Origin of the sequence: Pyrofollis japonicus (genome assembly GCF_033097485.1) — an archaeon.
Classification (GTDB): Archaea; Thermoproteota; Thermoprotei_A; order Sulfolobales; family Pyrodictiaceae; genus Pyrofollis; species Pyrofollis japonicus.
In genome coordinates this window covers 1,629,025-1,650,435 of the sequence record NZ_AP028634.1, presented here as the reverse complement: position 1 = coordinate 1,650,435, position 21,411 = coordinate 1,629,025, and the positions used below count along the sequence as shown (strand labels likewise).

Annotated in this window: 24 protein-coding genes and 1 tRNA gene; 14 read left to right on the top strand and 11 right to left on the bottom strand. The window is 54.5% G+C overall.

All coding sequences use genetic code 11. The features are described 5' to 3' along the window. Positions 1-275: 275 nt before the first annotated feature. A complete protein-coding gene (locus SBG41_RS08655) occupies positions 276-1,634 on the bottom strand; it encodes a DUF6923 family protein (protein ID WP_317895142.1) in 1,359 nt (452 codons plus the stop codon). A gap of 216 nt (positions 1,635-1,850) precedes the next feature. Between SBG41_RS08655 and SBG41_RS08650 the strand changes: the two genes are divergently transcribed. The 3 genes from SBG41_RS08650 to SBG41_RS08640 all read left to right on the top strand — a co-directional run bounded on the left by SBG41_RS08650 (position 1,851) and on the right by SBG41_RS08640 (position 5,665). Continuing rightward, entirely contained in the window at positions 1,851-2,870 is a 1,020-nt protein-coding gene (locus SBG41_RS08650) for an NAD-dependent epimerase/dehydratase family protein (protein WP_317895141.1), read from the top strand. A 437-nt stretch (positions 2,871-3,307) separates the two neighbouring features. Further along, positions 3,308-4,414, top strand: coding sequence for a glycosyltransferase (locus SBG41_RS08645; protein WP_317895140.1), 1,107 nt, complete (start codon positions 3,308-3,310; stop codon positions 4,412-4,414). Between the two features lie 108 nt (positions 4,415-4,522). Next, on the top strand, positions 4,523-5,665 hold the full coding sequence (locus SBG41_RS08640) for a glycosyltransferase (RefSeq protein ID WP_317895139.1): 1,143 nt from the start codon (positions 4,523-4,525) through the stop codon (positions 5,663-5,665). A gap of 81 nt (positions 5,666-5,746) precedes the next feature. Here SBG41_RS08640 and SBG41_RS08635 read toward each other — a convergent pair whose 3' ends face one another. After that, the gene (locus SBG41_RS08635) at positions 5,747-5,992 is read right to left on the bottom strand and encodes a hypothetical protein (protein WP_317895138.1); all 246 of its coding nucleotides are present in this window, start codon (positions 5,990-5,992) and stop codon (positions 5,747-5,749) included. On the opposite strand from SBG41_RS08635, the gene SBG41_RS08630 reads away from it, so the two are divergent. Then, positions 5,976-6,254 (top strand): PaREP1 family protein, encoded by a 279-nt coding sequence (locus SBG41_RS08630; RefSeq protein ID WP_317895137.1) that lies wholly within the window; start codon positions 5,976-5,978, stop codon positions 6,252-6,254. The two genes, SBG41_RS08635 and SBG41_RS08630, sit on opposite strands and share 17 nt — an antisense overlap. A gap of 182 nt (positions 6,255-6,436) precedes the next feature. Here the strand turns inward: SBG41_RS08630 and cysC are convergent, their stop codons facing one another. Next, a complete protein-coding gene (gene cysC, locus SBG41_RS08625; protein ID WP_317895136.1) occupies positions 6,437-6,994 on the bottom strand; it encodes an adenylyl-sulfate kinase in 558 nt (185 codons plus the stop codon). 200 nt (positions 6,995-7,194) lie between these two features. On the opposite strand from cysC, the gene SBG41_RS08620 reads away from it, so the two are divergent. Both SBG41_RS08620 and SBG41_RS08615 read left to right on the top strand, forming a co-directional pair. Further along, on the top strand, positions 7,195-7,419 hold the full coding sequence (locus SBG41_RS08620) for a type II toxin-antitoxin system CcdA family antitoxin (RefSeq protein ID WP_317895135.1): 225 nt from the start codon (positions 7,195-7,197) through the stop codon (positions 7,417-7,419). Positions 7,420-7,425: 6 nt separating this feature from the next. After that, a complete protein-coding gene (locus SBG41_RS08615) occupies positions 7,426-7,824 on the top strand; it encodes a type II toxin-antitoxin system VapC family toxin (RefSeq protein WP_317895134.1) in 399 nt (132 codons plus the stop codon). A 20-nt stretch (positions 7,825-7,844) separates the two neighbouring features. On the opposite strand, the gene SBG41_RS08610 is transcribed toward SBG41_RS08615, so the two are convergent. Both SBG41_RS08610 and SBG41_RS08605 read right to left on the bottom strand, forming a co-directional pair. Continuing rightward, positions 7,845-8,057, bottom strand: a complete 213-nt coding sequence (locus SBG41_RS08610; RefSeq protein WP_317895133.1) for a hypothetical protein — start codon at positions 8,055-8,057, stop codon at positions 7,845-7,847. A gap of 163 nt (positions 8,058-8,220) precedes the next feature. Beyond that, on the bottom strand, positions 8,221-8,997 hold the full coding sequence (locus SBG41_RS08605) for a sulfite exporter TauE/SafE family protein (protein ID WP_317895132.1): 777 nt from the start codon (positions 8,995-8,997) through the stop codon (positions 8,221-8,223). 114 nt (positions 8,998-9,111) lie between these two features. Here SBG41_RS08605 and SBG41_RS08600 point away from each other — a divergent pair, with 114 nt between their 5' ends. The 5 genes from SBG41_RS08600 (at position 9,112) to SBG41_RS08580 (ending at position 13,553) form a co-directional block, all read left to right on the top strand. Beyond that, a complete protein-coding gene (locus SBG41_RS08600; protein ID WP_317895131.1) occupies positions 9,112-9,354 on the top strand; it encodes a ribbon-helix-helix domain-containing protein in 243 nt (80 codons plus the stop codon). 43 nt (positions 9,355-9,397) lie between these two features. Further along, positions 9,398-10,564, top strand: coding sequence for a sulfate adenylyltransferase (sat, locus tag SBG41_RS08595; protein ID WP_317896516.1), 1,167 nt, complete (start codon positions 9,398-9,400; stop codon positions 10,562-10,564). A 195-nt stretch (positions 10,565-10,759) separates the two neighbouring features. Beyond that, on the top strand, positions 10,760-11,827 hold the full coding sequence (locus tag SBG41_RS08590) for a DHH family phosphoesterase (RefSeq protein WP_317895130.1): 1,068 nt from the start codon (positions 10,760-10,762) through the stop codon (positions 11,825-11,827). A 107-nt stretch (positions 11,828-11,934) separates the two neighbouring features. Further along, positions 11,935-13,290, top strand: coding sequence for an alkaline phosphatase family protein (locus SBG41_RS08585; protein ID WP_317895129.1), 1,356 nt, complete (start codon positions 11,935-11,937; stop codon positions 13,288-13,290). 53 nt (positions 13,291-13,343) lie between these two features. Next, positions 13,344-13,553 carry a CopG family transcriptional regulator gene (locus SBG41_RS08580; RefSeq protein ID WP_317895128.1) on the top strand — a complete coding sequence of 70 codons (210 nt, stop codon included), beginning with the start codon at positions 13,344-13,346 and terminating at the stop codon, positions 13,551-13,553. Positions 13,554-13,666: 113 nt separating this feature from the next. Here the strand turns inward: SBG41_RS08580 and SBG41_RS08575 are convergent, their stop codons facing one another. After that, a complete protein-coding gene (locus SBG41_RS08575) occupies positions 13,667-13,801 on the bottom strand; it encodes a hypothetical protein (protein ID WP_317895127.1) in 135 nt (44 codons plus the stop codon). A gap of 677 nt (positions 13,802-14,478) precedes the next feature. Continuing rightward, positions 14,479-15,624: a hypothetical protein gene (locus SBG41_RS08570; RefSeq protein WP_317895126.1), complete on the bottom strand. Its 1,146-nt coding sequence runs from the start codon at positions 15,622-15,624 to the stop codon at positions 14,479-14,481. 295 nt (positions 15,625-15,919) lie between these two features. Here SBG41_RS08570 and SBG41_RS08565 point away from each other — a divergent pair, with 295 nt between their 5' ends. Continuing rightward, a complete protein-coding gene (locus tag SBG41_RS08565) occupies positions 15,920-16,357 on the top strand; it encodes an OsmC family protein (RefSeq protein WP_317895125.1) in 438 nt (145 codons plus the stop codon). A 269-nt stretch (positions 16,358-16,626) separates the two neighbouring features. Here the strand turns inward: SBG41_RS08565 and SBG41_RS08560 are convergent, their stop codons facing one another. From SBG41_RS08560 to SBG41_RS08545, 4 genes are all read right to left on the bottom strand, one after another. After that, positions 16,627-17,286 (bottom strand): hypothetical protein, encoded by a 660-nt coding sequence (locus SBG41_RS08560; RefSeq protein ID WP_317895124.1) that lies wholly within the window; start codon positions 17,284-17,286, stop codon positions 16,627-16,629. Positions 17,287-17,581: 295 nt separating this feature from the next. After that, positions 17,582-18,439 carry a 7-cyano-7-deazaguanine synthase gene (locus SBG41_RS08555; RefSeq protein WP_317895123.1) on the bottom strand — a complete coding sequence of 286 codons (858 nt, stop codon included), beginning with the start codon at positions 18,437-18,439 and terminating at the stop codon, positions 17,582-17,584. Between the two features lie 84 nt (positions 18,440-18,523). Next, positions 18,524-19,294: a tRNA(His) guanylyltransferase Thg1 family protein gene (locus SBG41_RS08550; RefSeq protein WP_317895122.1), complete on the bottom strand. Its 771-nt coding sequence runs from the start codon at positions 19,292-19,294 to the stop codon at positions 18,524-18,526. Between the two features lie 78 nt (positions 19,295-19,372). Then, a complete protein-coding gene (locus tag SBG41_RS08545; protein WP_317895121.1) occupies positions 19,373-20,590 on the bottom strand; it encodes a pyridoxal phosphate-dependent aminotransferase in 1,218 nt (405 codons plus the stop codon). Between the two features lie 175 nt (positions 20,591-20,765). On the opposite strand from SBG41_RS08545, the gene SBG41_RS08540 reads away from it, so the two are divergent. Both SBG41_RS08540 and SBG41_RS08535 read left to right on the top strand, forming a co-directional pair. After that, positions 20,766-21,203, top strand: a complete 438-nt coding sequence (locus SBG41_RS08540) for a hypothetical protein (RefSeq protein ID WP_317895120.1) — start codon at positions 20,766-20,768, stop codon at positions 21,201-21,203. A 66-nt stretch (positions 21,204-21,269) separates the two neighbouring features. Beyond that, positions 21,270-21,346 (top strand) — tRNA-Ala (locus SBG41_RS08535). Positions 21,347-21,411 lie beyond the last annotated feature (65 nt).

Below are 21,411 nucleotides of genomic sequence, written 5' to 3'. Positions count from 1 at the left end.
TTATCGGAGCCGGCCAACTACTATTAGCTTATACCATAATTTCATGAATCTATATAATTATTAAGTATTTTATGTCTACAATGACACTAAAGAGGATAGAATTTAGAAAAACCGTGTCTACTGTGTGGCCCCCTAGGGGCTCCACTGCCCCTCCGGGGGCAGTTCCCCGGGGGGCTTTGGCGCCCCTCTTGGGGGCTGGGGTCCTCTCTCTGGCCCGCACCTCGAGACTTGCCGAGCCTTTTGGGAGAGGCTTCCCCTTTTCGCTGAGCTTTAAGTTAGTTGTTTGTTGTTGGTATTGTGTATGTGAAGTACATTGCCCAGTTTCCGTGGCAGCCGCATCCGCAGTGGCAGTGACTAAACGGTTCTCCTTTTGCCCATGCTGTTTCCTGTTTACTGCATATTGGCTTGGCTAGTGCTCCTACTGTCATATCGCCGTATCCTAGTTTGAATTCTTTTGGTAAGCCATAGTAGTATCCATAGTAGTATGGTGTATACTCTATGAATGTTGCCGCTGGCCCACCTACTGTCATTGAGAATACTTTGTTCTTTGTGTGAGAGATGTGTGCTGAGGTCATTATTGGGCCTAGTCCTCCATGCCTTATAGCCATTCCGGTCACGTAGTTCGGTCCATGTGGAGTGCCTATATACGTGGCAGTCATGGTTGCCACGTCTATTATGTACATTCCGCGTGGCTGTGCCTTACTATCATAATTGCTCCAGGCATATAATGTGCCACTTGCGGTGAACACTATGTCTGCACCTTGGAAGTTGAAGGGCTTGCCCAGGTAGGTTACTCCGCCCATGTCTTTTGCCTTCATTCTTCTCAAGTTTATTACGTAGAGGTGGTTGGTGTCTTGGCTTGCTACCCAGAGTTCGCCGCTGGGCGAGAATGCTGCTAGTACTACTCCGTTGGCTAGGTTTGTTACTTTGCCTAGGTCTTTCCACTTACCGGTTCGGGGGTCTATCTTTGCTATATGATGGCTGTAGCGATCAATCGCGTAGATATACTTACCGTCTGGAGTGGCTGCTAGGGCGTCTATCTGGTCAAAGACTGGGGCCGGCAAGTGGGTTATGAAGTCTAGGAGGACTCTCTTCGCGAAGTCGTCTACACTGTACCTGTATATGTTTGCGCCTTTACTATCATTTCCTGTTTGCCCTGTATCGCTTAGATACATTGTCTCCCTATATGGCTCTTTCCACACGGTCTTCATTACCACTGCATGTGCTGCTATGTAGACGGTGTCTCCTGGCTTAGCACCGATATCCTTTAGTGGTATTGTATAGGTTACTGCTGTTGTGGGTGGATTGTGTACTGCCTTATAGGGGAACTTGCCTGGCACTGGGTTACCTTTTTTCGTGTGTGGAATATCGTCGAGGCTCTTGGCAACTGCTAGATGGGTTTCAACCATGCTCCATTTAGGCGAAGCCGTGATAAGGTAGGTGACGTAGAGGTTCTCGCCATCACTCCAAACCCTTACCTCGCCAACCTTGGTGTGCTGGGCCGCAATGAGGTCAGTCACATAGACATTGTTGCTATTATTATCTGCAAAAACTATATGCGTGAGGGCCACAGCTCCTGCAAAGAGGAGAAGGGCCAGAGAGAGGACTCCTATACGGAAGAGACTATTTTCCACTTATACGGTCTCCTCGCACGTACTCACTTACTAGTAGAGGAATAGCAAGTATATAAGGCTTTTTATAAACTATATACATGACTAAAATAATAATAATTAGGAATTATTATTAGAAAGAAGAATTCTCTGAAAACTTACTATTATTAGATGAGCTTGAGGTTAGAATACTTTTCTAAAGTCCTCCGCGTATTTACCTGCTCTAGGAGGTGCTTATAGTTGCGAGCCATTGTTACTGGTGCCGCCGGGTTTATTGGTAGCCACCTTGTTGATCGGCTTCTAGAAGAGGGATACACAGTTATCGGTATAGATAACTTATCTGCAGGCCGTCTAGAGAACCTAGACAATGCTATAGGATCTCCTAGCTTTAGATTCATTAGAGGCGATCTACTGAGGCCAGACGAGTGGCTCGAAGCATTCAGAGATGTCGATATTGTTTTCCACTTAGCTGCGAACCCGGAGGTTCGGCACAGCGTCCGGGAGCCCCTAGACCACTACCACCAGAACGTTACCGTCACCATGCACGTATTAGAGGCCGCTCGTCAAAATAATGTAAAACTCGTTGTCTTCGCCTCTTCGAGCACCGTTTATGGTGATCCCGAGAAGATCCCAACACCCGAAACTCACCCCCTTAGACCGATAAGTATATATGGTGCTACAAAGGCTGCTGCAGAAACCATGTGTCTAACCTATGCAAGGCTCTACGGGATGAAGTGTCTTGTGCTGCGCTACGCTAATATCGTGGGGCCTCGGCTCCGCCACGGTGTAATCTACGACTTCATAATGAAGCTTAAGGAGAACCCGATGATGCTGGAGATTCTTGGCGACGGGTCGCAGAGGAAGAGCTACCTGTATGTTGATGACGCTGTGGAGGCGACGCTGAGGGCTGTGGAGCACGTGCTCGAGGCGGGGAAGCGGGAGGAGGTCTATAACGTGGGGAATACTGACTGGGTGACTGTCAGGGAGATAGCGGATATTGTTGTTGAGACTATGGGGCTCCGGTGCGTGGAGTACGTCTATAAGCCCGCGACGCCGGACGGCAGGGGCTGGCCGGGCGATGTCAAGCTCATGCTCCTAGACATAGTGAGGATAAGGAGGGACACTGGGTGGGAGCCGAGGATGAACAGCAGGGAGGCTGTGAGGAGGACTGCTGAGGCACTCCTAGGAGAGCTGGGCAGAGCACATGTTGGGGGGCATCATGGTAGACCCTCGAGGGTCCATGATAGGTTCTCTTCCTAACTACATATCTTAGCTGTAATCGATTTATGGGTTCTTGTTGGGCAGTGTTCCTCGGGCTGTGCCTGGGGGCCTGGTAAGGGTATCGGTGGTTCTGCCGGTATTTAGGCCTAGGCTGAGGTACTTTAGGATATCGATTGATAGCTTGTTGAACCAGTCTTTCGACGACTACGAGGTTATTATACTTTATGACGGTTATAGGTCGGATAGGAACTATAGGTTTGTATAGGTATCATTATTATATAATGCGATTTTACTCCATATAATCAACGCCTATTGAGACGCTAAACAAAGGGCTAATAAAACGCTATAGGTCACTCCATCTGAGTTCTAGTCTCAAAAGCATATTATGATGCCTTGTCTTAATATTGACTTTTTATGGATGCTGGTAAAAATAGAAGTTCTTGGAAGGGCTTTAACGATTACGCAGGAGAGATGCAATGAGGAACAGAATACGTATTGTAATGATTCATCTAAATCGGATTGATAAGCCGCGCACCGGAGGAGAATATGTGTACCGGGTCATTTATGAAGAGCTTGTACGCAGAGGCTATGAGGTCGTAAATATATCCAGTTCTATGATATCGAAGTGGCTGAGTAGATATGATACGCAGCTGCCCCGTTTTATTAAGGGAGCTTTAAGGATAGCTCTTGAACCATTTATTAAGGTTTTTTGCCTGGCTTCTTCTCTATACTATTTTGGCGGCTCAAGACATGTTGTTATTACTTCTGCTTCGCCTGATTTTCCGGTATTTGGTGACCTTACTTATCATCAGCCGCCAGCCGGTATAGAGTTCTGGAAGAAATCGCCTTCATCATTATATGAACATGTGTCTAATGCTATTAATGCTGTACTTAACCCGGTATGGAATCTCTCCAAGAAGATGATGATCCATATAAGCAATAGCTATTTCACTGTACAGCTCGTCAGGAAGCTATATGGAGTAAACTCTATCGTTATTTATCCGCCTGTTCCCCTTCGAAAGATACTTATATATAGGAATCGTAACAAGCCGCGAGAGAACTGTATACTTGTAAACAGACTTATCCTTGAAGGCGGCGCGTTGCTTCTTCCACTTATAGCTAAACATCTTCCAAGCAGTATGAGACTGGTAATAATAGGGCGTATGGATTATGCAGGCAAAAGAGTTCTAAAGGAACTTAAGAGGATCGGGGTAAAATTTACTCATCTCGGCTTCGTCGATGAAGAAACTAAGAACGAGCTATTGCACAGATGTATGTTCTTTCTCCATCTCGGGGTTAACGAGACTTTCGGGATAAGTGTCGTGGAGGCTATGGCGGCTGGGGCTATACCGGTGGCTCATCGAAGCGGCGCGGTGCCAGAATATCTCCCGGCTGAGCTCACGTATCTTTATCCGAGGGAGGCTGCTGACAGGATAAGGGACTTGTTGTCGCGTAGTAGGCGTGAGCTCGAGGAGCTGAGAGAACGGCTTCAGCGGAGGGCAGCCATGTTCCGGGAAGAGGTTTTCCGGGAAAAGATAGCGCGCCTCGTGGAGAAGATCGCGGAGGAGAAGACACGAGCCTAGGCATAAGAGGCGGGTTGGGTCAGGCATCGTTGTAGTTGCTAAAGGCTTTAGAGTAGATCCCTGGTGTAAATGTGTACCGTATTGGAGCCTTAGCGGTGACTAGATGGGATGCGTGAGCGTAGGGCGTGTATTGTTCATAACTCGCTGAACATTACTGGCGGCGGCGAGCGCTTAGCAATGGCCGTCCTCGAGGCGCTCAAGGAGCTCGGGTACCGGGTGCTGTTGATCACTACCGAGCCTACCAACTGGGCTAAGGTTGACCGCGTCTATGGTGGCCGGGCGCCCCGGCCCGACGAGGAGTACAGTGTCCTACCCTTCCCCGTGAGGACCTTCGGCATCTATATGAGGCTTCTCTCTGCTCTAGGGCTCCTAGTCAATAGGAAGAAGTGCAGCCTAACAATCAATACTCATGGCGATACTCTTCCTCTGTCAACAGACATAGTCTACATGCACTTCCCGACGTTCGCTATTCTCCGCGAGACGCCGAGCGCGGCGAAGTACTCTAAGTCGTTGTTCTGGAGGCTCTACTTCGCCCCCTACGAGACCATACAGGGCTATATGGCTAAGAGGATGCGGTGGCGTGTCCTGCTCACGAACTCGGAGTACTCGAGGGACGTGATTAGGCGCCATATCGGAGCGGAGGCTATAGTGGTGTATCCGCCGGTGAACATAGACGAGTTCTTGGAGGCTGGTAGGACGCCGCCGGAGGAGCGGGAGGATATTGTGGTTGCCTGTGGAAGGTTTACGCCGGAGAAGCGCCACGAGCTAGTGATCGAGGTCGCCAAGTACTTGACAGACGTGGAGTTCCATATTGTAGGTGCTACAAGCGGGAAAGTGTCACCGCCATACATTGCGAGGCTGCGGAAACTCATAGAGAAGTACAAGTTGCACAACGTGAGGCTCCACGTTGATTATCCGCGCAGAGACCAAGTCAAGCTATACTCTAGGGCAAAGGTCTACATACACGCGATGATAGGGGAGCACTTCGGCATAGCAGTTGTAGAGGCCATGGCAGCAGGCCTAGTGCCCGTGGTACACAGGAGCGGGGGGCCATGGAACGACATAACGTATCATGGAAGATACGGCCTAGGCTACAACACGGTAGAGGAAGCCGTAGAGGCAGTAGAGAAGGCCCTCAAAGACTACCCGAGGCTGAGCAAAAAGGCGCAAGCCAGGGCCATGGAGTTCTCCCACGAGAGGTTCAAGGAACGATTCAAACACATAGTACAACTCCTAGACCACGAGGCATAAACAAGGCGACGAAGAGCAAGGTAGGGCATGAGATCGCCTCCCGGATATGTCGCATTTAGGTTCAGCGCTGTTCTCGCTTCCTCACAGCCTAGCATGCCCGGCGTAAAACACGATTCTGCTAGACGTCCTTGTACCAGCAGCACGGCTTGTTTCAAAGCACTCCCTATCCTCCCTATAAGGCAGGGCTCGCACAATATAGGTAGGGATTTCTCTGGATTTGTCCCTTACAATTTCTCTTCCAAGGAGCCTTGCTGAGCACACGTTGAGCACGAGGCTAGGAAGCTGGGAGTACCAGTAACGGAGTACGTGGTTGAGGCGCTTCTGCAAGGGCTTGATCCCGAGGAGAGGGCATAGGAGTACTTGGAGGCTACTACGTGGTTCCCGGAGGAGGCGGGCCGCGGAGAAACTGTGGGGTGCTGTAGCATCGGCTGTGAAGGCTTACGCGTTGTGGAGGGAGGGTAGGAGACTGGCGAGCCACAGAGAGCTATGGGAGTACAAGGATTGCGTCGCGGAAGAGCTTGGGGCATGGGTTCGCTTCGTGTTCCAGCGTGCAGCCGGGCTCCACACCTGCTGCTTCTACGAGGAATAGGGCACGAGGAACGATGTTGAGGACGTGTACCCTGAGGTAAAGAAGCTAGTAGAAGCCATAAAGGAGAAGGTGCAAGCAAAGTGACGAAGTCGCCAGCACGCCCTATAGGTACCAGCATAAACCATTATTGCCTAGTTGCAAGGAGGCTGAAAGAGCCTCTGGTGAGAGTTTTAGGGACTATTTTAGCCCATACCTATGTGTTTAAGAATTGTGGCTAGCAATTTCTCTGTGTTCTCCTCCACGGTGTTATTTACTGTGTCTAGTTCTAGGTCCGGGTTCTCGGGTGGCTCGTAGGGGTCGCTTACCCCGGTGAAGTGCTTGATCTCTCCCCTCAAGGCCTTCTTGTACAGCCCCTTTGGGTCTCTGCGGATGCACTCCTCGAGGGGGCATTTGACGTAGACTTCTAGGAACGGTATACCCTCTTCTTCTACTATCCTCCGGACCTCTGCTCTGACTTCGCGATACGGTGAGACGAAGCTACAGAGCACTATTACGCCGTTCCTTGCCAGCAGCCTCGCTATCCACGCGACTCGGTGGAGGTGGCGCCTCCTCTCCTCCCTCGTGTAGCCCGCGTCGGGGTTGATTGTTTTCCTTACCCAGTCGCCGTCGAGAACCTCTACCCGGTACCCCATTCTGCGCAGCTTCTCCGCCGCCCTGGTTGCTAGCGTGGTTTTGCCGCTCCCCGGTAACCCGGTGAGCCAGACCACTACGCCCCTCTCAAGGCACCTTGTCTCAGCCATTCTTGGGGAACCCGGGGGTACGTGTGGGGATTGAGGTATCTTATAGGCTCCTGTACCTCAGGTGCTCATCTAGCACGGTGGGCGCTACAATACCCAGCTTAGCCGTAAATCTATTCCAGCATGGCGATAAGTGCCTTAGCCGCTATAGACGTTGTTCTTATATACATGGGGCCCGGATACTGGTAATTGGTGCATGGTGCTTGTCTACGGCGGTGTTGTCTGTAAGGGTTAGTCGTAGGCTTAAGGAGGAGGCTGAGAGGCTCGGCATAGATATCCGGCGTGTCGTGGAGAAGGCATTGGAGGAAGAGGTTCGGCGAGCCAAGATGGAGAGGTTTAGGAGGCTTATGAAAGAGGCTCTTGAATCCATGGATGTCTCTGAGGAGGAGTGGGTGAAGACTATTAGGGGGATACGTGAGGAGAGGTAATCCTCCTTGGCAAAGTACTTGTTAGACGCTTCAGCTATTTACCCCCTCGTTCTCAAGCTCAGGGAGAAACTACTTCTCTACACTAGCTCCTTTGCTGTTCTCGACTTAACGTTCTACGAGGTTGGCAACGCTATTTGGAAAGAGTATCGCAGGGGAAGGATAAAGAACCCTTTAAAGACCGCAATACTCTTCAAAGAGGTTCTTGGAGCCGTACAAGTAGTCAGCATCGAGGGAGCTATTGACAAGGTTGCTGAGCTAGCGATAAACGAGAACCTAACGTTTTATGATGCATCTTACCTATACGTTGCCCGTAGTCGCGGGTACCGCCTTGTAACTGAAGACAAGGAGCTAAAGAAGTACCCGGAGTCTATAAGCACGGAGCAACTTCTCGCAGAACTATCCTAGCCACGGAGAACTTTGAACTACTAATTTACCCTCTCCTCAGGCGTGACAGCGCGGCTCGTATCAATGGGTCTGCGAAGACGTAGTGGTCCCCGGTCTTTCTCTATGAAGCCGTAGTCTCTTAGCTCTCTGAGATATCTCGTGAACTGGCTATTGTTTAGCCTCCGTCCTATCCTTGTCTCCAGGCATGTCTTGAGCTGGCTCCACGTGTGAGCGGCGACTTCCCTACCCTGCAAATACCCTTGACAACTATCATCTTGTCATCTCGTCCCTCAAGCCCTTTACGAAGAGGCGGAGCACGTCCTCGTAGTCATAGAACTCGCTGGGATTCTCCCTGATCCCTAGCCTGAATAAAGCAAGTTACGCCCCTGTAACCAGGTTACACCCCCTGTAACTTATCTAGCCTCTGCAAACCACGAACCGATACACAGCTACAGCAACCAGCACTGCTACTAGTGCTCGCTTTGCAGCCTCGGGGCTTGTATTGTGCAGCGCCTTTGCAGCGAGGGGTGTTGAGGCCAGGGCGCCTAGCGATAACATGGTGGTGAGGCTCCAGTCTATGTGGCCGCTGGCCGCGTATGTCGCGGCTACTGCTAGGAAGCTTGGGAGCTTCGTGACCGGGGTCAGGGCGATGGCGGCGCGGGTTCCTAGGCCTAGCTTCTTCTTCGCGAGAACCATGAACGCGCTATAGCCGCCACCTATCACTGCCTTGTAGGCTCCTGCGGCGAAGCCGTAGAGAAGCGGCACGAGGCCGGGCTTCTCAGTGCCTCTGCCCTCCTCTTCGTCGCGGGTCGCTGCTAGGAGGGCTGCTAGGCCCAGGAGCCCGACCGGGTAGATGAGGAGAGCTGCTTCACGCCGAAGCTGTGAGAACAGTGAGCCTGCCACGACGGCGCCTAGGAGGGAGGAAAATGAGAGCCCAAGGATAATTCTCTGGGTCCCGGGATTGCGCCTAGCTTCCTCGGTGTTGCCGTGGCGCTGATGAGCACGGAGCGCCGGGGCAGCTGTCACGACCTGGGCTAGGGCTGCTGCTCCGGACACGGCTCTAGGATCCATGGCTAGGAGGCCTACGAGCACTAGGCTGGCGACAAGGCCAAAGCCTGCCGCGAACCCGTAGTCGAGTAGGCCTGCGAGGAACCCGGTCGCGGCATAGAGCACTAGTTGCCCTAGGGACGGCAAGAAGCTTCACGGCCTCCCCCGGCATTAATTAGATCTAATTACGACTCGCTACAGCACTCATTAATAAAATTTAATTAATGGAGCTATGACAAGACCCTCCCGGGAAACAGAGCCTTGGATGAACGGGCTGCTTCTAGGAGGACGAGGTACACGACGGTCTCTATCCCGGTCACGCTTTACGAGAGGATAAAGAAGCTCATAGAGGGGACGGGGTTCACTAGTGTCTCACAGTTCGTCACCTATGTCTTGAGAGAGGTCGTTGCTGAGATGGAGGAGGAGAAGCTGAGGAGCGAGGTCGTCTCCGAGGAGGAGAAGCAGGCTATTATTGAGAGGCTTCGGAGGCTGGGCTACATCTAGCCCCCCATGCTCTAGAACATGGTTGCTCGAGGTGATTGGTTGGATGGTTTCGCGCCCTCATGGAGGTAGGCTGGTTGACCGCACTGTTGCTGATAGGCGTAGGCAGCGCCTCCTAGAGGAGGCGAGGGAGCTTCCCCGGGTAGTGCTCGGGGCCGGCCTGGCGGCGGACGTAGCTAACATTGCCCACGGCGTCTATAGCCCCTTGGAAGGCTTCCTCGTGCAAGAGGACTATCTGAGCGTCCTCGACGATATGAGGCTGAGCAACGACATCCCCTGGACGATACCCATTGTGCTGGACGTATCTCCGGACGAGATAGCAGGGGTGAGGGAGGGGGACGACATCGCGCTGTATCATCAGGGGGAGCCGCTCGCCCTTATGAGGGTTGAGGAGATCTATGGCTGGGACAAGAAGGAATACGCCGCCAAAGTGTTCAAGACCACCGACGCCGAGCATCCCGGCGTACGGAAGACCATGGGGAGGAAGGAGCTCCTAGTCGGCGGCCCGGTAGACTTACTGCGAGACCTGCCGGAGCCATTTGAGAAGTATAGGCTGTGGCCCAAGGAGACGCGTGTACTCTTCGAGGCGAGGGGCTGGAAGACCATAGCTGCTTTCCAGACGCGTAACGTGCCCCACCTCGGCCACGAGTATGTCCAGAAAGCAGCGCTCACTTTCACCGACGGGCTCTTCATAAACCCGCTTGTGGGGTGGAAGAAGCCCGGCGACTACAGGGACGAGGTCATAGTAGCGGCGTACGAGGCGCTCATAAAGCACTATTATCCGAGAGAAAGCGTAGTGTTCAGCGTGCTGAGGATGGAGATGCGCTACGCCGGGCCCAGGGAAGCGATACACCACGCCATCGTGAGGAAGAACTTCGGGGCAACCCACTTCGTAGTAGGCAGGGACCACGCCGGCGTAGGAAACTACTACGGCCCGTACGAGGCGTGGGACTTGTTCAGAGAGTTCCCGGACCTGGGCATAACCCCGCTGTTCGTAAGGGAGGCGTTCTACTGCAAGAAGTGCGGCCAAATGGTTAACGAGAAGATATGCCCCCACGGTGAAGAGTACCGGGTACGGATAAGCGGCACAAAGCTACGAGAAATGATAAAGCGTGGAGAAAAGCCGCCAGAGTACATGATGCGCCCCGAGGTAGCAGAGGTGATCCTAAGCCACCCTAACCCATTCATAACCGAGGACGAGGCACAGCAATAACTTCCCTTCCTAATTGTTTTCCAATACCGTGTTTCCGAAAGGTGCGATTGTTTTTGAGCGACGAGCTAGTAGCAAAGCTTAAGCGCAGAGCCAAGGGCTTCCTCCGCGAAGCAATCTAGAGACCCATGTGGTTGAACACGAAGAGGCAGCTAGGTTCCTTGGACGGGGTAGAGCTATTCGGATAAGGTGAGCACCGTGATAATCCCGGAAAAATGTGAACAAGCAATAACTATTATCCTTGGAGCCAGGAAGGTGCTCGTTGTTCATCACTGGGATGCTGACGGCGTGGCCTCGGCAGCGCTTCTCGCGAGGAGGCTCGGAGGGAGGCTCGTCGGCACAGATGTACCAAGGATAGGCGTCTACACCGCCGAGGCAGTACCCGAGCCGCCTAGGGATGCTCTTCTAGCTGTGCTTGACTATGGGATCCCCGGGCAAGAGTACGACAAGCTCGTAGAGAGGACCAACACGCCTATAGCCGTGGTCGACCACCACGCTGTGGAGCCGCCTAGGAGGCTAAGCACTTACTGCAACCCTGTAGCGCTCAAGAAGGGCTCTGAGAGGGACTATCCGGGTAACAGCCTCCTCGTCTACAAGTTGCTAGGAGAACCCCGAGACACTGGAGACAGGTTCCTAGCAGCCCTAGGCGTTGTAGGTGATCTCGAAGCCTTCCTCAAAGCTGGGAGAGAGCACCCAGGCCTAGCCCTGGCCGAGGAGCTGCTAAAAGAGACTAATGTCTCGCTCGAGGAGGCTGGCCGTCTTGCTAGGAGTATTGATTCTTGCTACCGGCTGCTAGACTACAGTTGTCTTCGCTACGCTGTTAGAAGGCTTGCCGAGGATCCTCTTGGAGCGCTGAACGATAGGGTGCTCGGCGAGGCCCTTGCAAAGGCAGAGAAAATAGTAGAAAAGGCCCTCGGGTCTCTGGAGAAGCTCTACAAGGACGAAGCCATAGCTGTTTATTGGCTGAGCCTTGACGCTTATGTGACGAGCGCCATCGGGAGGAGGCTTGCAGCAGAGAACCCTGACAAGGTAATGGTCCTGGCACACTATATGCCGAGGGAAAAGAGAGGCTACGTCTACATTAGGAGTGTCTCCAAGGAGCTCGTTGGCCTGGCTAGGTTTCTCCGAGAAAGAGGGGTGAAGCCAGGCGGCAAGACCAACGTGGTTGTAGTAGAGTTCAGCAATAAGGACCAAGCAGAGGAAATAATCAATGCAATAACCAGTTATCTCCGAGGGGACACGAAAATAAATAGAGTAACTAGCTGATAAGCCCAATCCCATTATTTAGTCAAATGCACCAAGTATAGGAGCGTTATTGGCGTCTTTAGGCCTTTTATACCGGTGTTCAAGGATGGGGCTATGGGTTTTCCGGGTTGGCTAGAAGAGTGTTCATACTAGGCCTTGATTCTCTGCCGCCGAGGGTTTTGTACGAGGAGGGGCACAAGTGGTTCCCCTACATCAGCCAGCTCGTTGAGGACGGGCAACGATACCATATGCGTACATGTCACCCTCCGATAACCGTTCCCGCGTGGATGGTGATGTACACCGGGAAGACGCCGGGAGAGCTAGGGATCTACGGGTTCCGCCACCGCAGGCCGGGAGAGTTTAGCTACTATATTGTGAACAGCAAGTACATCCGCTACCCAACACTATGGGAGGATGCTGGCCGGAAGGGGCTGCGCGTCGGAGTATACGGTGTGCCCCCGACATATCCGCCGAAGCCAGTACACGGCTTCATGGTCACCGACTTCACTACACCGGGGCCGGATAAGCCCTACACCTTCCCGCCCTGGCTCCGCAAGGAGCTGGAGAACGCAACCGGGCCAACAGTATTCGACATTGTTTACCGGAGCCACGAGAAGAGCAAGGTGGCCAAGGAGCTCTTGCACATGCTCGACAACCACCTCCGACAAGTAGAGTACCTTGCTACGCGGAAGCAGTGGGACCTATTCGCATACGTAGAGATAAGCGTTGACAGGGCGCACCACGCCTTCTGGAAGTACTTCGACGAGACACACCCACGCTACGAGTATCACCCGGAGTACAGCAGGGTCATACCCGAGGTGTATAGGAGGATAGACGAGTGGTTCGAGAAGCTCCACGAGAAGCTGCCGAGAGACACCGTGGTAGTAGTCGTGAGCGACCACGGGATCAAGGCCATGAAGGGAGCGTTCGCTATTAATCAATGGCTGGTGGAGCAGGGCTACCTGAAGCTAAAAGCAGACCCAAGGGAGCTGAAGCCCGGAACCGATCTACGGGAAGACATGATTGACTGGGAGCACACAGTAGCATGGGCATGGGGAGGATACTATAGCCGCGTATTCATAAACCTCAAGGGAAGGGAGAAGAAGGGCGCCGTGGAGCCAAAATACTACGAGGAGACAGTCAAGCAACTGAGACAAGACATCGAGAAGATACGGGGCCCCAGCGGCGAGCAATGGAAGAACATGGCCTACAGACCCACAGAGCTCTACCCCGTGGTTAACGGCGACGCACCAGACCTAATGGTGTACCTAGACGACCTATGGTGGCGCCCAGCAGGAACCCTAGGATGGCCCACAAACTATCTCTCCGAGAATGACCGGGGTCCCGACGACGCAGTACATGACTGGATAGGAGTATATAGCGTCTATGACCCCGAGGGAACCCTTGACAAGGGCTTCAAAGGCGAGATGCAGATAATAAGCATAAGGAAGCACCTCGAGGAAATAATTTTTCAGAAAAGCTAGCGCAGAACCTAAAACGCCTACAAAAACCAGCTAGAGAAGGGAGGATCCAGGCCTTGGCGGAAAAGATACAGGTAGAGATAAGGAAAGATCTCTACGAGAAAGCACAGAAATTCATAGAGGAACAAGGCGGCTTCAACAGCGTAGAGGAACTAATAGAGTTCCTCCTAGAGGAAGCGCTTAGCACGGAGGAGCCAAGCGAGCAACTCAGCAAAGAAGATGAGGAGAAGGTCAAGGAGAGGCTAAGAGCCCTAGGTTATATCTAGAACTAGGGAACTAGTAAAGAGGCCCGGGGGCTCTCCCTCCCCTCCGGGGAACCATGTTTTAGCAAAGCACTATCAATGCAATCGATGCATTTCTATCTTCCCTAGCAAGAGCCTCAGCACCGATTATTCGGCTTATCAACGTCCACAAGATCGCTGTGCTTGCAATATCCTACGCTCCACAAGACCCCTTGATTTGATAAGCCTCGCTGAGCGGTTTCGCGGTAGCGTCTCTCTTGCAACCTCTTCATGGCCGTCAGCCGCTACTACACACATTCTCTTAGCCCATGCTCTAGCTTCGACGTCATCGCCTCCGGCAAGCTGCCGCTATCTAGCTATTTTTCGCGAGGCTTCTTCGTCGTTGCAGTCTTCATAGCCAATTGACGGCCCTCAGTACACCAGCGTGCTTCTCCTCACAGTCATCGGTACTTATTCCTTGTAATCGTTGAAGGTTCGTTGTTCTGCATACTTTCTAAGCATCGCTTGTAGATCAGTATCTGCTCGCCTATCCTCTGCCCTTACTCTCCGAATCCTTGCTCCTCCCTTTCATCGCCCTTTCTTGGCTCGGGGAGGCTTTTTGCGCCGAGGGAGACGGCAATGGCGCAGGCCGGTGACGTGGCTAGCAATGGCGTAGTTTTTGGGTAACCTATGTAATCATGAATGCTATGGCCGCTTTTGTTGCGTGAGGCAAGGTCACGTGCTACTAGAATTAGGCTATAATGTTATGTAAGTAGTTGTGCCTCATAGGTTTCGGAGAATGATGCGGACTTTGTGGCTTGTAAAAGATGACTGGTTTATGGAAAATTTATGGAATGATGTGTTTCTGATGCCTTATTCCCCGGAGGGGTTTAGGTGTCCCCGGGTTCCCACCCGTTTACTTTATAGGTCTCGGTGGCTGTATTTATGCTTAGTGGGTTTCGGGTAGGATTCATGTCGGGTTCGCTGCCTTGACTATGTAGGTGAGCTGGAGCCTCGTGCCCGCTAGGGCTGCTCTGGCTAGTCCGCTGCATAGCTGCGGGCGTAGGGGCTCAAGGATCTCTGCTAGTACTGCTTCTCTGCCCCCGGGTAGCTCCACGATGACGTCGTGTAGGGGGAGCTCTATCTCTGCCACTGCGTAGCCCGTGGGGAGGCACGGCGGCGGCTCCTTGCACGGCTCCTTTGGGAGGCAGGGGGTCTTCCTAGCGTACTGGGCTGTGTCAACCAGTAGCTGGTCGGTAAGGGTCTCGGGTGGTAGTTTTTCCAGGATGTCTCGTAGGGGGCTGGGTAGCTCGTAGTAGGCCCTTATCCTCTTGTCCTGGATGAGCCTCGTCGCGGCCCTCGCCAAGCAATAGTAGTGTTCGAGCACGCTTCCGCTCACCGCGCCGAGGAGGCATCGGTCCCGCCTCTCCGGGCACCCGGGTAGCCTCGTCTTCTCCTCTGCCCCCAGCCCTCTCAGCTCCTCCAAGACGTCCCCGTCCACCGCGTCAACTGGGAGCGAGACTGATGCCGCGTAGAGCAGGGTTGCTTCCTCGCTGTAAGGGGGAATAGTCTTCAGCAAGGCGTCTAGGAGGCTACCGAAAAGCTCTAGCGCCACGTGGTTCTCTCCGCTAGGCTCCTCGGTGGCGGGGCCGCTGCCCTCCTGTCTAGCCGCCTCGCCTTCTGCGCCGAGCCGCTTAGCTATCTCGGCGGCGTAGCCACGTATCGCACCTATTAGCTGGAGGGGCTCTGTCTCCTCCTCCACGACCCTTATGCCCCGGGTAGCCAGGGTCAAGGGGAGCCCGTCGCTCAGCCTTGCCAGGAGGAGCTTCAGGTTATCGACTCCTATCCCGAGGACCTCGTGGTAGAAGCCAGCGAGGCTACCCAGGGGGTAGCGGGGCCTCCTCCACTCCTCTGGCCGCAGCCCGCCCAGAAGCATCTCTGCGTAGTACTCGTTGCGGACGAGCTCGGAGAGGTCGCGGCCAACAAGGCTGGATACAAGGCTGCGCCTAAGCGAGAACAGCTCATCCACCGCCACGACTATCTCCGAGGCGCGCTCACGCAGGAAAGCAGTAAGCCTACCCAGGACGCGTACACCCCGAGAGACAAAGAAGTGCAACAAGGAGCCTCAATTAAGGCTACGGAGCCCCTGCGCCGCCGGGGGAAGAGGGCCTCGGTGGCGGCAGGCCCGTTCATCACCCACCAGGGGGCTCGCCGGCATGGGTCTCGTTGATCCCAGAATCTCACAGGCCCCAGTAACCAAGTAGTTTCTACACGCCCCTTATTCCCCTCCTTGTTGAGCCCCGGAGCCGAAGGGATCCCAGGCAAACACCACGCTATGTATCCAAAGCGTGGATACTTACTTAAACTGCGCATACTAAGAAATCATTCTGACACGGGGTGTTTATCCCACCATGCTCCACATAGTTGTTGAGACCCAGAGCACTAGTGGATTCCGCGTCGAGGCGAGGGCCCGGAACCACGTAATGATGCTTGACGAGCCGAGGGAGCTGGGTGGCACCGATGAGGGGCCCAGCCCGCTCGAGGCCTTGCTGGGCGCGCTCGCAGCCTGCATAACCATGGTTACGAGGCTCCACGCTACGCGCAGGGGCATAGAGGTGGGCCTCGTAGAGGCACGGGCAGAGGCTGACGTCGATCCTCGGGGCTTCGTTGGGAAGGCGAAGCCCGGGCTCCAGAACATCCGGCTAACCATACGCGTCCAGGGCAAGGCCCCGAAAGAGGTCCTTGAGAAACTGGTCCGGGAGGCGGAGAAGTGCTGCCCGGTAGCCGACACGCTTCGCTCAGAAACACCGATTAGCCTAGAGATAAGGGTCGAAGAAAGTAATCCCTAAACCCCAGAAACCGGTCCCTCAATACTTACGGTGTGTCTGAGAGAAAAACCCGCCAGGTAGGAATCACAACGCGCCCAGGCACAGAGGGCTGTGAAGAAGTGCTTTTCTGCCGACACGCCGGCCCTCCGTGGGGATCGCTTGCCGCACGGAGCCCGTGGAGAAGAGGGATTCTGCTCAGCAGTGATGACCCCACCCTTGCCCGACGCCCAGGGGCTTCGTGGGGTGGGGGTATTGTGCCGCGGTTTGCTGAGCTGCCTGCCTCCCCGCGGCTAGGGCTCTATGAATGCTCTTGACTCCTCTTCTATTTGTTTGAGCACCCGTCTCTTTATCCAGGGCGGCTCGACGGGGACTAGTGAGTCTATCTTCTCGGCTAGCTCTGGGCTAATCCTGATATCGCCTTCTACGAGCATCCTCGTGAAGGTCTTTGTGGCTAGGTAGGAGGCGTATACTCGGTCGTTGCCTGTACGGGACTGGCCTGCAGAGGCTAGCTCGTAGAGGGTCTTGTAGACGAGCTTGACGTGGCCACGGGTGTGGAGGCTGAGGTAGGCTCCCCGTGCACCCTTCCCAGCCAAGGAGTACAGAGTCTCCATTATCCTGGCAGGTATAGCTACGAACACGTTCTTCTCAAGCCGCGTCACGGCCGGCATGGCGTGCCAGGCGGCGCGGTGTATTAGCACTGCTAGGGCTCCCTGCACGCTCCCGCTCTCCTCTCCGCGCCTAGATGAAACCGGGGAGCCGCTGAGCTGTACTACTTGGAGCCCAGCGCCCTTCCTATAAGTATAGAATATTGATAGGCTGCCTATGCCGAGGAGCCGGGCAGCCTTGAGGAACCACTCTGCCACTAGGCCAGCCTCCTGGGGTTCGAGAACCCTAGTGGGGCTGAACACGGCTACTTCTCTCACGAAGAGGAACGCGGGGAGCACTATCACACCTATGATGCCCGCGACTATCGCCGCCGCCGCTACACTGATCCCCGCTGCAACGAGTACCGCGAACAGCCCAAGCGATACGAGGCCCGAACCTATATCCGGTCTTGGCGGCAGCCGCCTAGACCTGATAACTCATCACCTAGCGTATACCCGGGGGTACGAGTCCCCCAATATGTTGAGGGAACGGTTGCCTAGAATTAAGTGTTGTCATGAACAAGTGTACTAGAGGGAAACCAGTAGAACCGCTTACCCGCCGCGTATAGGGAAGGAGCTGCTTTGCTAGGGGAGACCAGCCCTAGGTGTAGCGGTGGGCGCAGCTCTTGTGGACGTATGCGTCGCCGACTCTGACGAAGTCCTCTGGGTTGCCGGGTGGGTGCTCGTAGAGGGTGCAGTCTGGTATCCCTGCTTCCAGGAATGCTTGGTGGCGGTTCCTGCAGCTCTCGCATCGGCCGCAGTGGTGGCGGTGGCTTAGGTAGCAGCTCCAGGTCTCATAGACAAGGTCTCCGACCAGCTCGTAGGTCCTGCGCAAGTTCTCCGCCTTTGTCAAGCCTTGGCGGCTCGGGCTCCAGATTTCTAGGCGGCGTGCGCCGCGGAAGTGGCAGATACGGAAAGCTGTCTGCAGCGTCTCGATGCACTCCGGGCTACAGTCGGGGTACAGTGGCTCCCAGGTGTCCTCCCTGGGCTTGATGTCGTTGTAGTGCGAGCCGTAGACAACGTATACGTGTTCGTCGGGGTGCTTGTCTAGGAGGCTGTAGGCGTAGGCGGTGGCTATTGAGAGCATTACGACGTTGCGTATGGGTACAACTACTGTTGGCTGGTACTCCTCTGTGACTTCTAGCTCGTCGCTAGTCAGCTGGCTACTGATCCACAGGCTCCTCATAAACCCTATGTCCACTACGCGGTGCTCGACTATCCTGCCCCAGCCCTTCTCCTCGGCGAGCCTATTTGCCTTCTCTATGAGCCGCTTGGCTACCTCTAGCTCCTTGCTACCCTTCTGCCCATAGTTGAAGCTAAGAGCGTGCACGGTGCAGCCTCTGGCAAGCCACTGGACCATGTAGCCGAAGCTGTCGGGGCCACCGCTGACAATCGCCACCACTCTACAAGGCTTCTCCACGCGTGGCTCGACGCCTCTCAGCTGAGCAACCTTGCTCAACCAGCCCAGCACCTCCCTACTGGGCCTCAATCCCTGCAACGCTATGGGCTCGAAGCCGCACTTATAGCTTCATCCCTTGCCCTCCTACGTGCTCTGGGCTGAGAATTGTTCCCTAATCATCCGCTTACAGAGCCCCGGGGAGGCGTCAAGAGCTACTATTCTCTTCCTCCTAGCCCTTCTCCCGTCGATTCGCTTGACTGCAGGCATTCTCGCCACACACGTCCCCATTAGGCGCCAAGGCTCCCAGGCCTCATCGCTGACGATGCGCTCCGCTAGCACCTTGAGCATTTCTCTGAGCCCTGGTGTCTGGCCCCTAGCCGAGCCTGGGAGCATGTGGTATAGGCTTGAGACGTAGTTGTTGAAGCCGACCCTCATACGGTACAATATATACGTCTCCGCGTCCCCGACACTATAGAGCTTGGCTATCCGCGCATCAGTGTAGAGCGTCTCTCCGAGAAGCCTCGACACTGTCGCAGAGACGAGGCCAGCCGACGTGCTCACGAGCTTCTCAACCCTCCCGCCATATGGCGGCTCCGAGACGAGGACAACACTCACCTCGTCGCTTATCACTAGGGCGCAGCAAGCATTGAGGAACCCTAGTAGCTCGGCAGCAGCATCCACGAGGGCGCGGTGAACACTTGGGTCGCGCGGCCACCGATATTTGCCGCGGAGCCGCCTCCCCCACCCAACGCCGTCTAGGCGGATAGCGAGGGGAGGCTCCACGACTAGGCTCTGGTATATCTCCCTCTCCTTGAACCTCTTCTCCAAGATGCCGGGGTTCAGCTCTAGGAGCTGCCCAGCCTCCCCTAGGACAAGGTCTACAAGGCTCCGCGGCGCCTGCCGGCCCTGCTGCACTCCTCCTAGACCCTTTTCCAGGGGGATAGTCCTTGCCTAGGCTAAGAAAATAGCGCTTAGAGGGAGGGGCTAGTGGCGCTACTTCTTCGACCCTGCTAGGAGTTCTTCGACGAACCCCCTGATCCGCTTCGCTCCCTCGCGTATATCGTCCCTGGAGACCGCGAAGCTTATCCGCAGGAATCCCTCGCCGGCCTTGTCTGGGAAATTGGTGCCGGGGAGAGCTACTACTGCCTTCTCTGCTGCCAGCTTCTCGGAGAACTCGTCGGTGCTTAGACCTGCCTCTTCCAGTATCTTTGCTATCCTTGGGAAGATGTAGAAGGCTCCGTGGGGCTTTGCTACCTCGAAGCCAGGTATCCTGGATAGTTCCTCGTAGACCAGGTTCCTCCTAGCACGATACTCTTCTATCATTTCTTTCACTGGTTCCCAGGGCCCGCGAAGAGCAGCTACCCCGGCTCGCTGGCTGATGCTTGGGGCACAGCTGTAGATGTTTACTGCCAGCCTGCGGAGAGCTGCTACAACCTCCTTCTTGGCGGCGAGGTAGCCTAGCCTGAACCCGGTCATCGCGAAGGTCTTGGAGTGCCCGTTAACATATATCACGTAGTCCTTCCACTCGCTGTGCTCGAGCAGGCTCTTGAACCTGCCCTCGTAGACGAAGTTATCGTATATCTCGTCGGCGAGTATAACTATTTTCTTCCTCCGCGCTATGTCGTAGAGCGCGTCCACCTCCTCCGGGGAGAACACCGTCCCCGTAGGGTTGTGAGGATTATTGAGAACCATGAGCTTCGTCCTAGGGGTTATTGCTTCCTCGACTGCCTCGACGCTTATCCGGAAGCCTTCGCTCGGCCCCCTCCACTCCAATGGGACGAAGACGGGGCGAGCCCCGGCTGCGCGCGCTGCCTCAGAGTAGGCGTAGTAGCTTGGCTCGAGAACCAGTATCTCGTCCCCGGGCTCAAGGAGCGCGAAGACGCTCATGAATATGGCTGTCTTCGCTCCCGTGGTTACGAGTATCTCGTCGGGAGATACACCTGCCCCGTACCTCTCGTTAAGGTAGTCGGCGATAGCCTCTCTCAGCTCCCTTATACCCTGGGACTCAGTGTACCCTGTGAACCCCTCGTCAAGGGCTCTCTTAGCCTCCTCTATTACGTGACGAGGAGGCTTGAAATCGGGCTGTCCGACACCGAAGTTTACAACCCTTATGCCCTTAGCTGCGAGCTCCCGGGCCTTAGCAATATAGATGAAGCCTTTTTCTCCTAGAAGCCGGGGTATAGCTGGCCGGACATAATTCTCCACAATCACTTCGTAGCACCCAGGGCGGTGGGGCACTGCACAAGTGAACATGCTAGGACTAGGAGTCTTAAAGGATTAGTTCGAAAAGGGTAAAGGATTCGGCAAGAACCGGTGAGGAGAGAACACACTTAACTCAACGAGAGCACCTAAATTAGGTCAAGGACGTGGCCGGGGCGAGCAAATATTGGAGAATCGGCGTGAGAAGCTCGTAAAGCTACTAGAGAACGCACTCAAGCCGATCATAGAGCCGCTGGGCGCCAGCATTGATAGCGTTGAGAGCTTCGAGATAGACCCCTATGGGCCACGCATAGTCGTACAGCTATCACCCGGGAACGGCGTAGTAAGCATATTCATAGATGCTAGCCCCGACGGCGTGGAAGCAGTCTACTCGCTCCGCGTTGACAAGGGCCTCGACAAGCAAGGCTTCGAGGAAGAACTCTCCACATTAATCGAGGAGTCAGAGGAGTTTAGAGGAGTAGAGGAATACGACGTCACGTACGCATCGGAAGAGGGAGAGGTAACAATAACGCTAAGAGCGCGAATGATAGCAGAGCTGCCAAGCATATCCGAGGTTAGAAAGGCCGTGGAAAGCGCATCAGCAAAGACAAGTACTCCAAGATAGAAGACAATATAACTGCCTCGTAGAGAAACCCATGCATACTACACGGAAACCCTGGGCAAAGAGGGTGGGCCGGTAGCTCAGCCTGGAAGAGCGCTCGGTTCGCACCCGAGAGGTCCCGGGTTCAAATCCCGGCCGGTCCACCACCCCCAATCTTTCCAACAAAGCAGTACTGCAAATCCTTCTATATTCTTTAATCGATTCATATATG

Excerpts from the sequence above, each read along its gene's own strand:
- SBG41_RS08640 (WP_317895139.1), top strand. The coding sequence starts at position 4,523 with ATGCGTGAGCGTAGGGCGTGTATTGTTCATAACTCGCTGAACATTACT.
- SBG41_RS08645 (WP_317895140.1), top strand. The coding sequence starts at position 3,308 with ATGAGGAACAGAATACGTATTGTAATGATTCATCTAAATCGGATTGAT.
- SBG41_RS08565 (WP_317895125.1), top strand. The coding sequence starts at position 15,920 with ATGCTCCACATAGTTGTTGAGACCCAGAGCACTAGTGGATTCCGCGTC.
- cysC (WP_317895136.1), bottom strand. The coding sequence starts at position 6,994 with ATGGCTGAGACAAGGTGCCTTGAGAGGGGCGTAGTGGTCTGGCTCACC.
- sat (WP_317896516.1), top strand. The coding sequence starts at position 9,398 with ATGGTTTCGCGCCCTCATGGAGGTAGGCTGGTTGACCGCACTGTTGCT.
- SBG41_RS08575 (WP_317895127.1), bottom strand. The coding sequence starts at position 13,801 with ATGAAGAGGTTGCAAGAGAGACGCTACCGCGAAACCGCTCAGCGAGGC.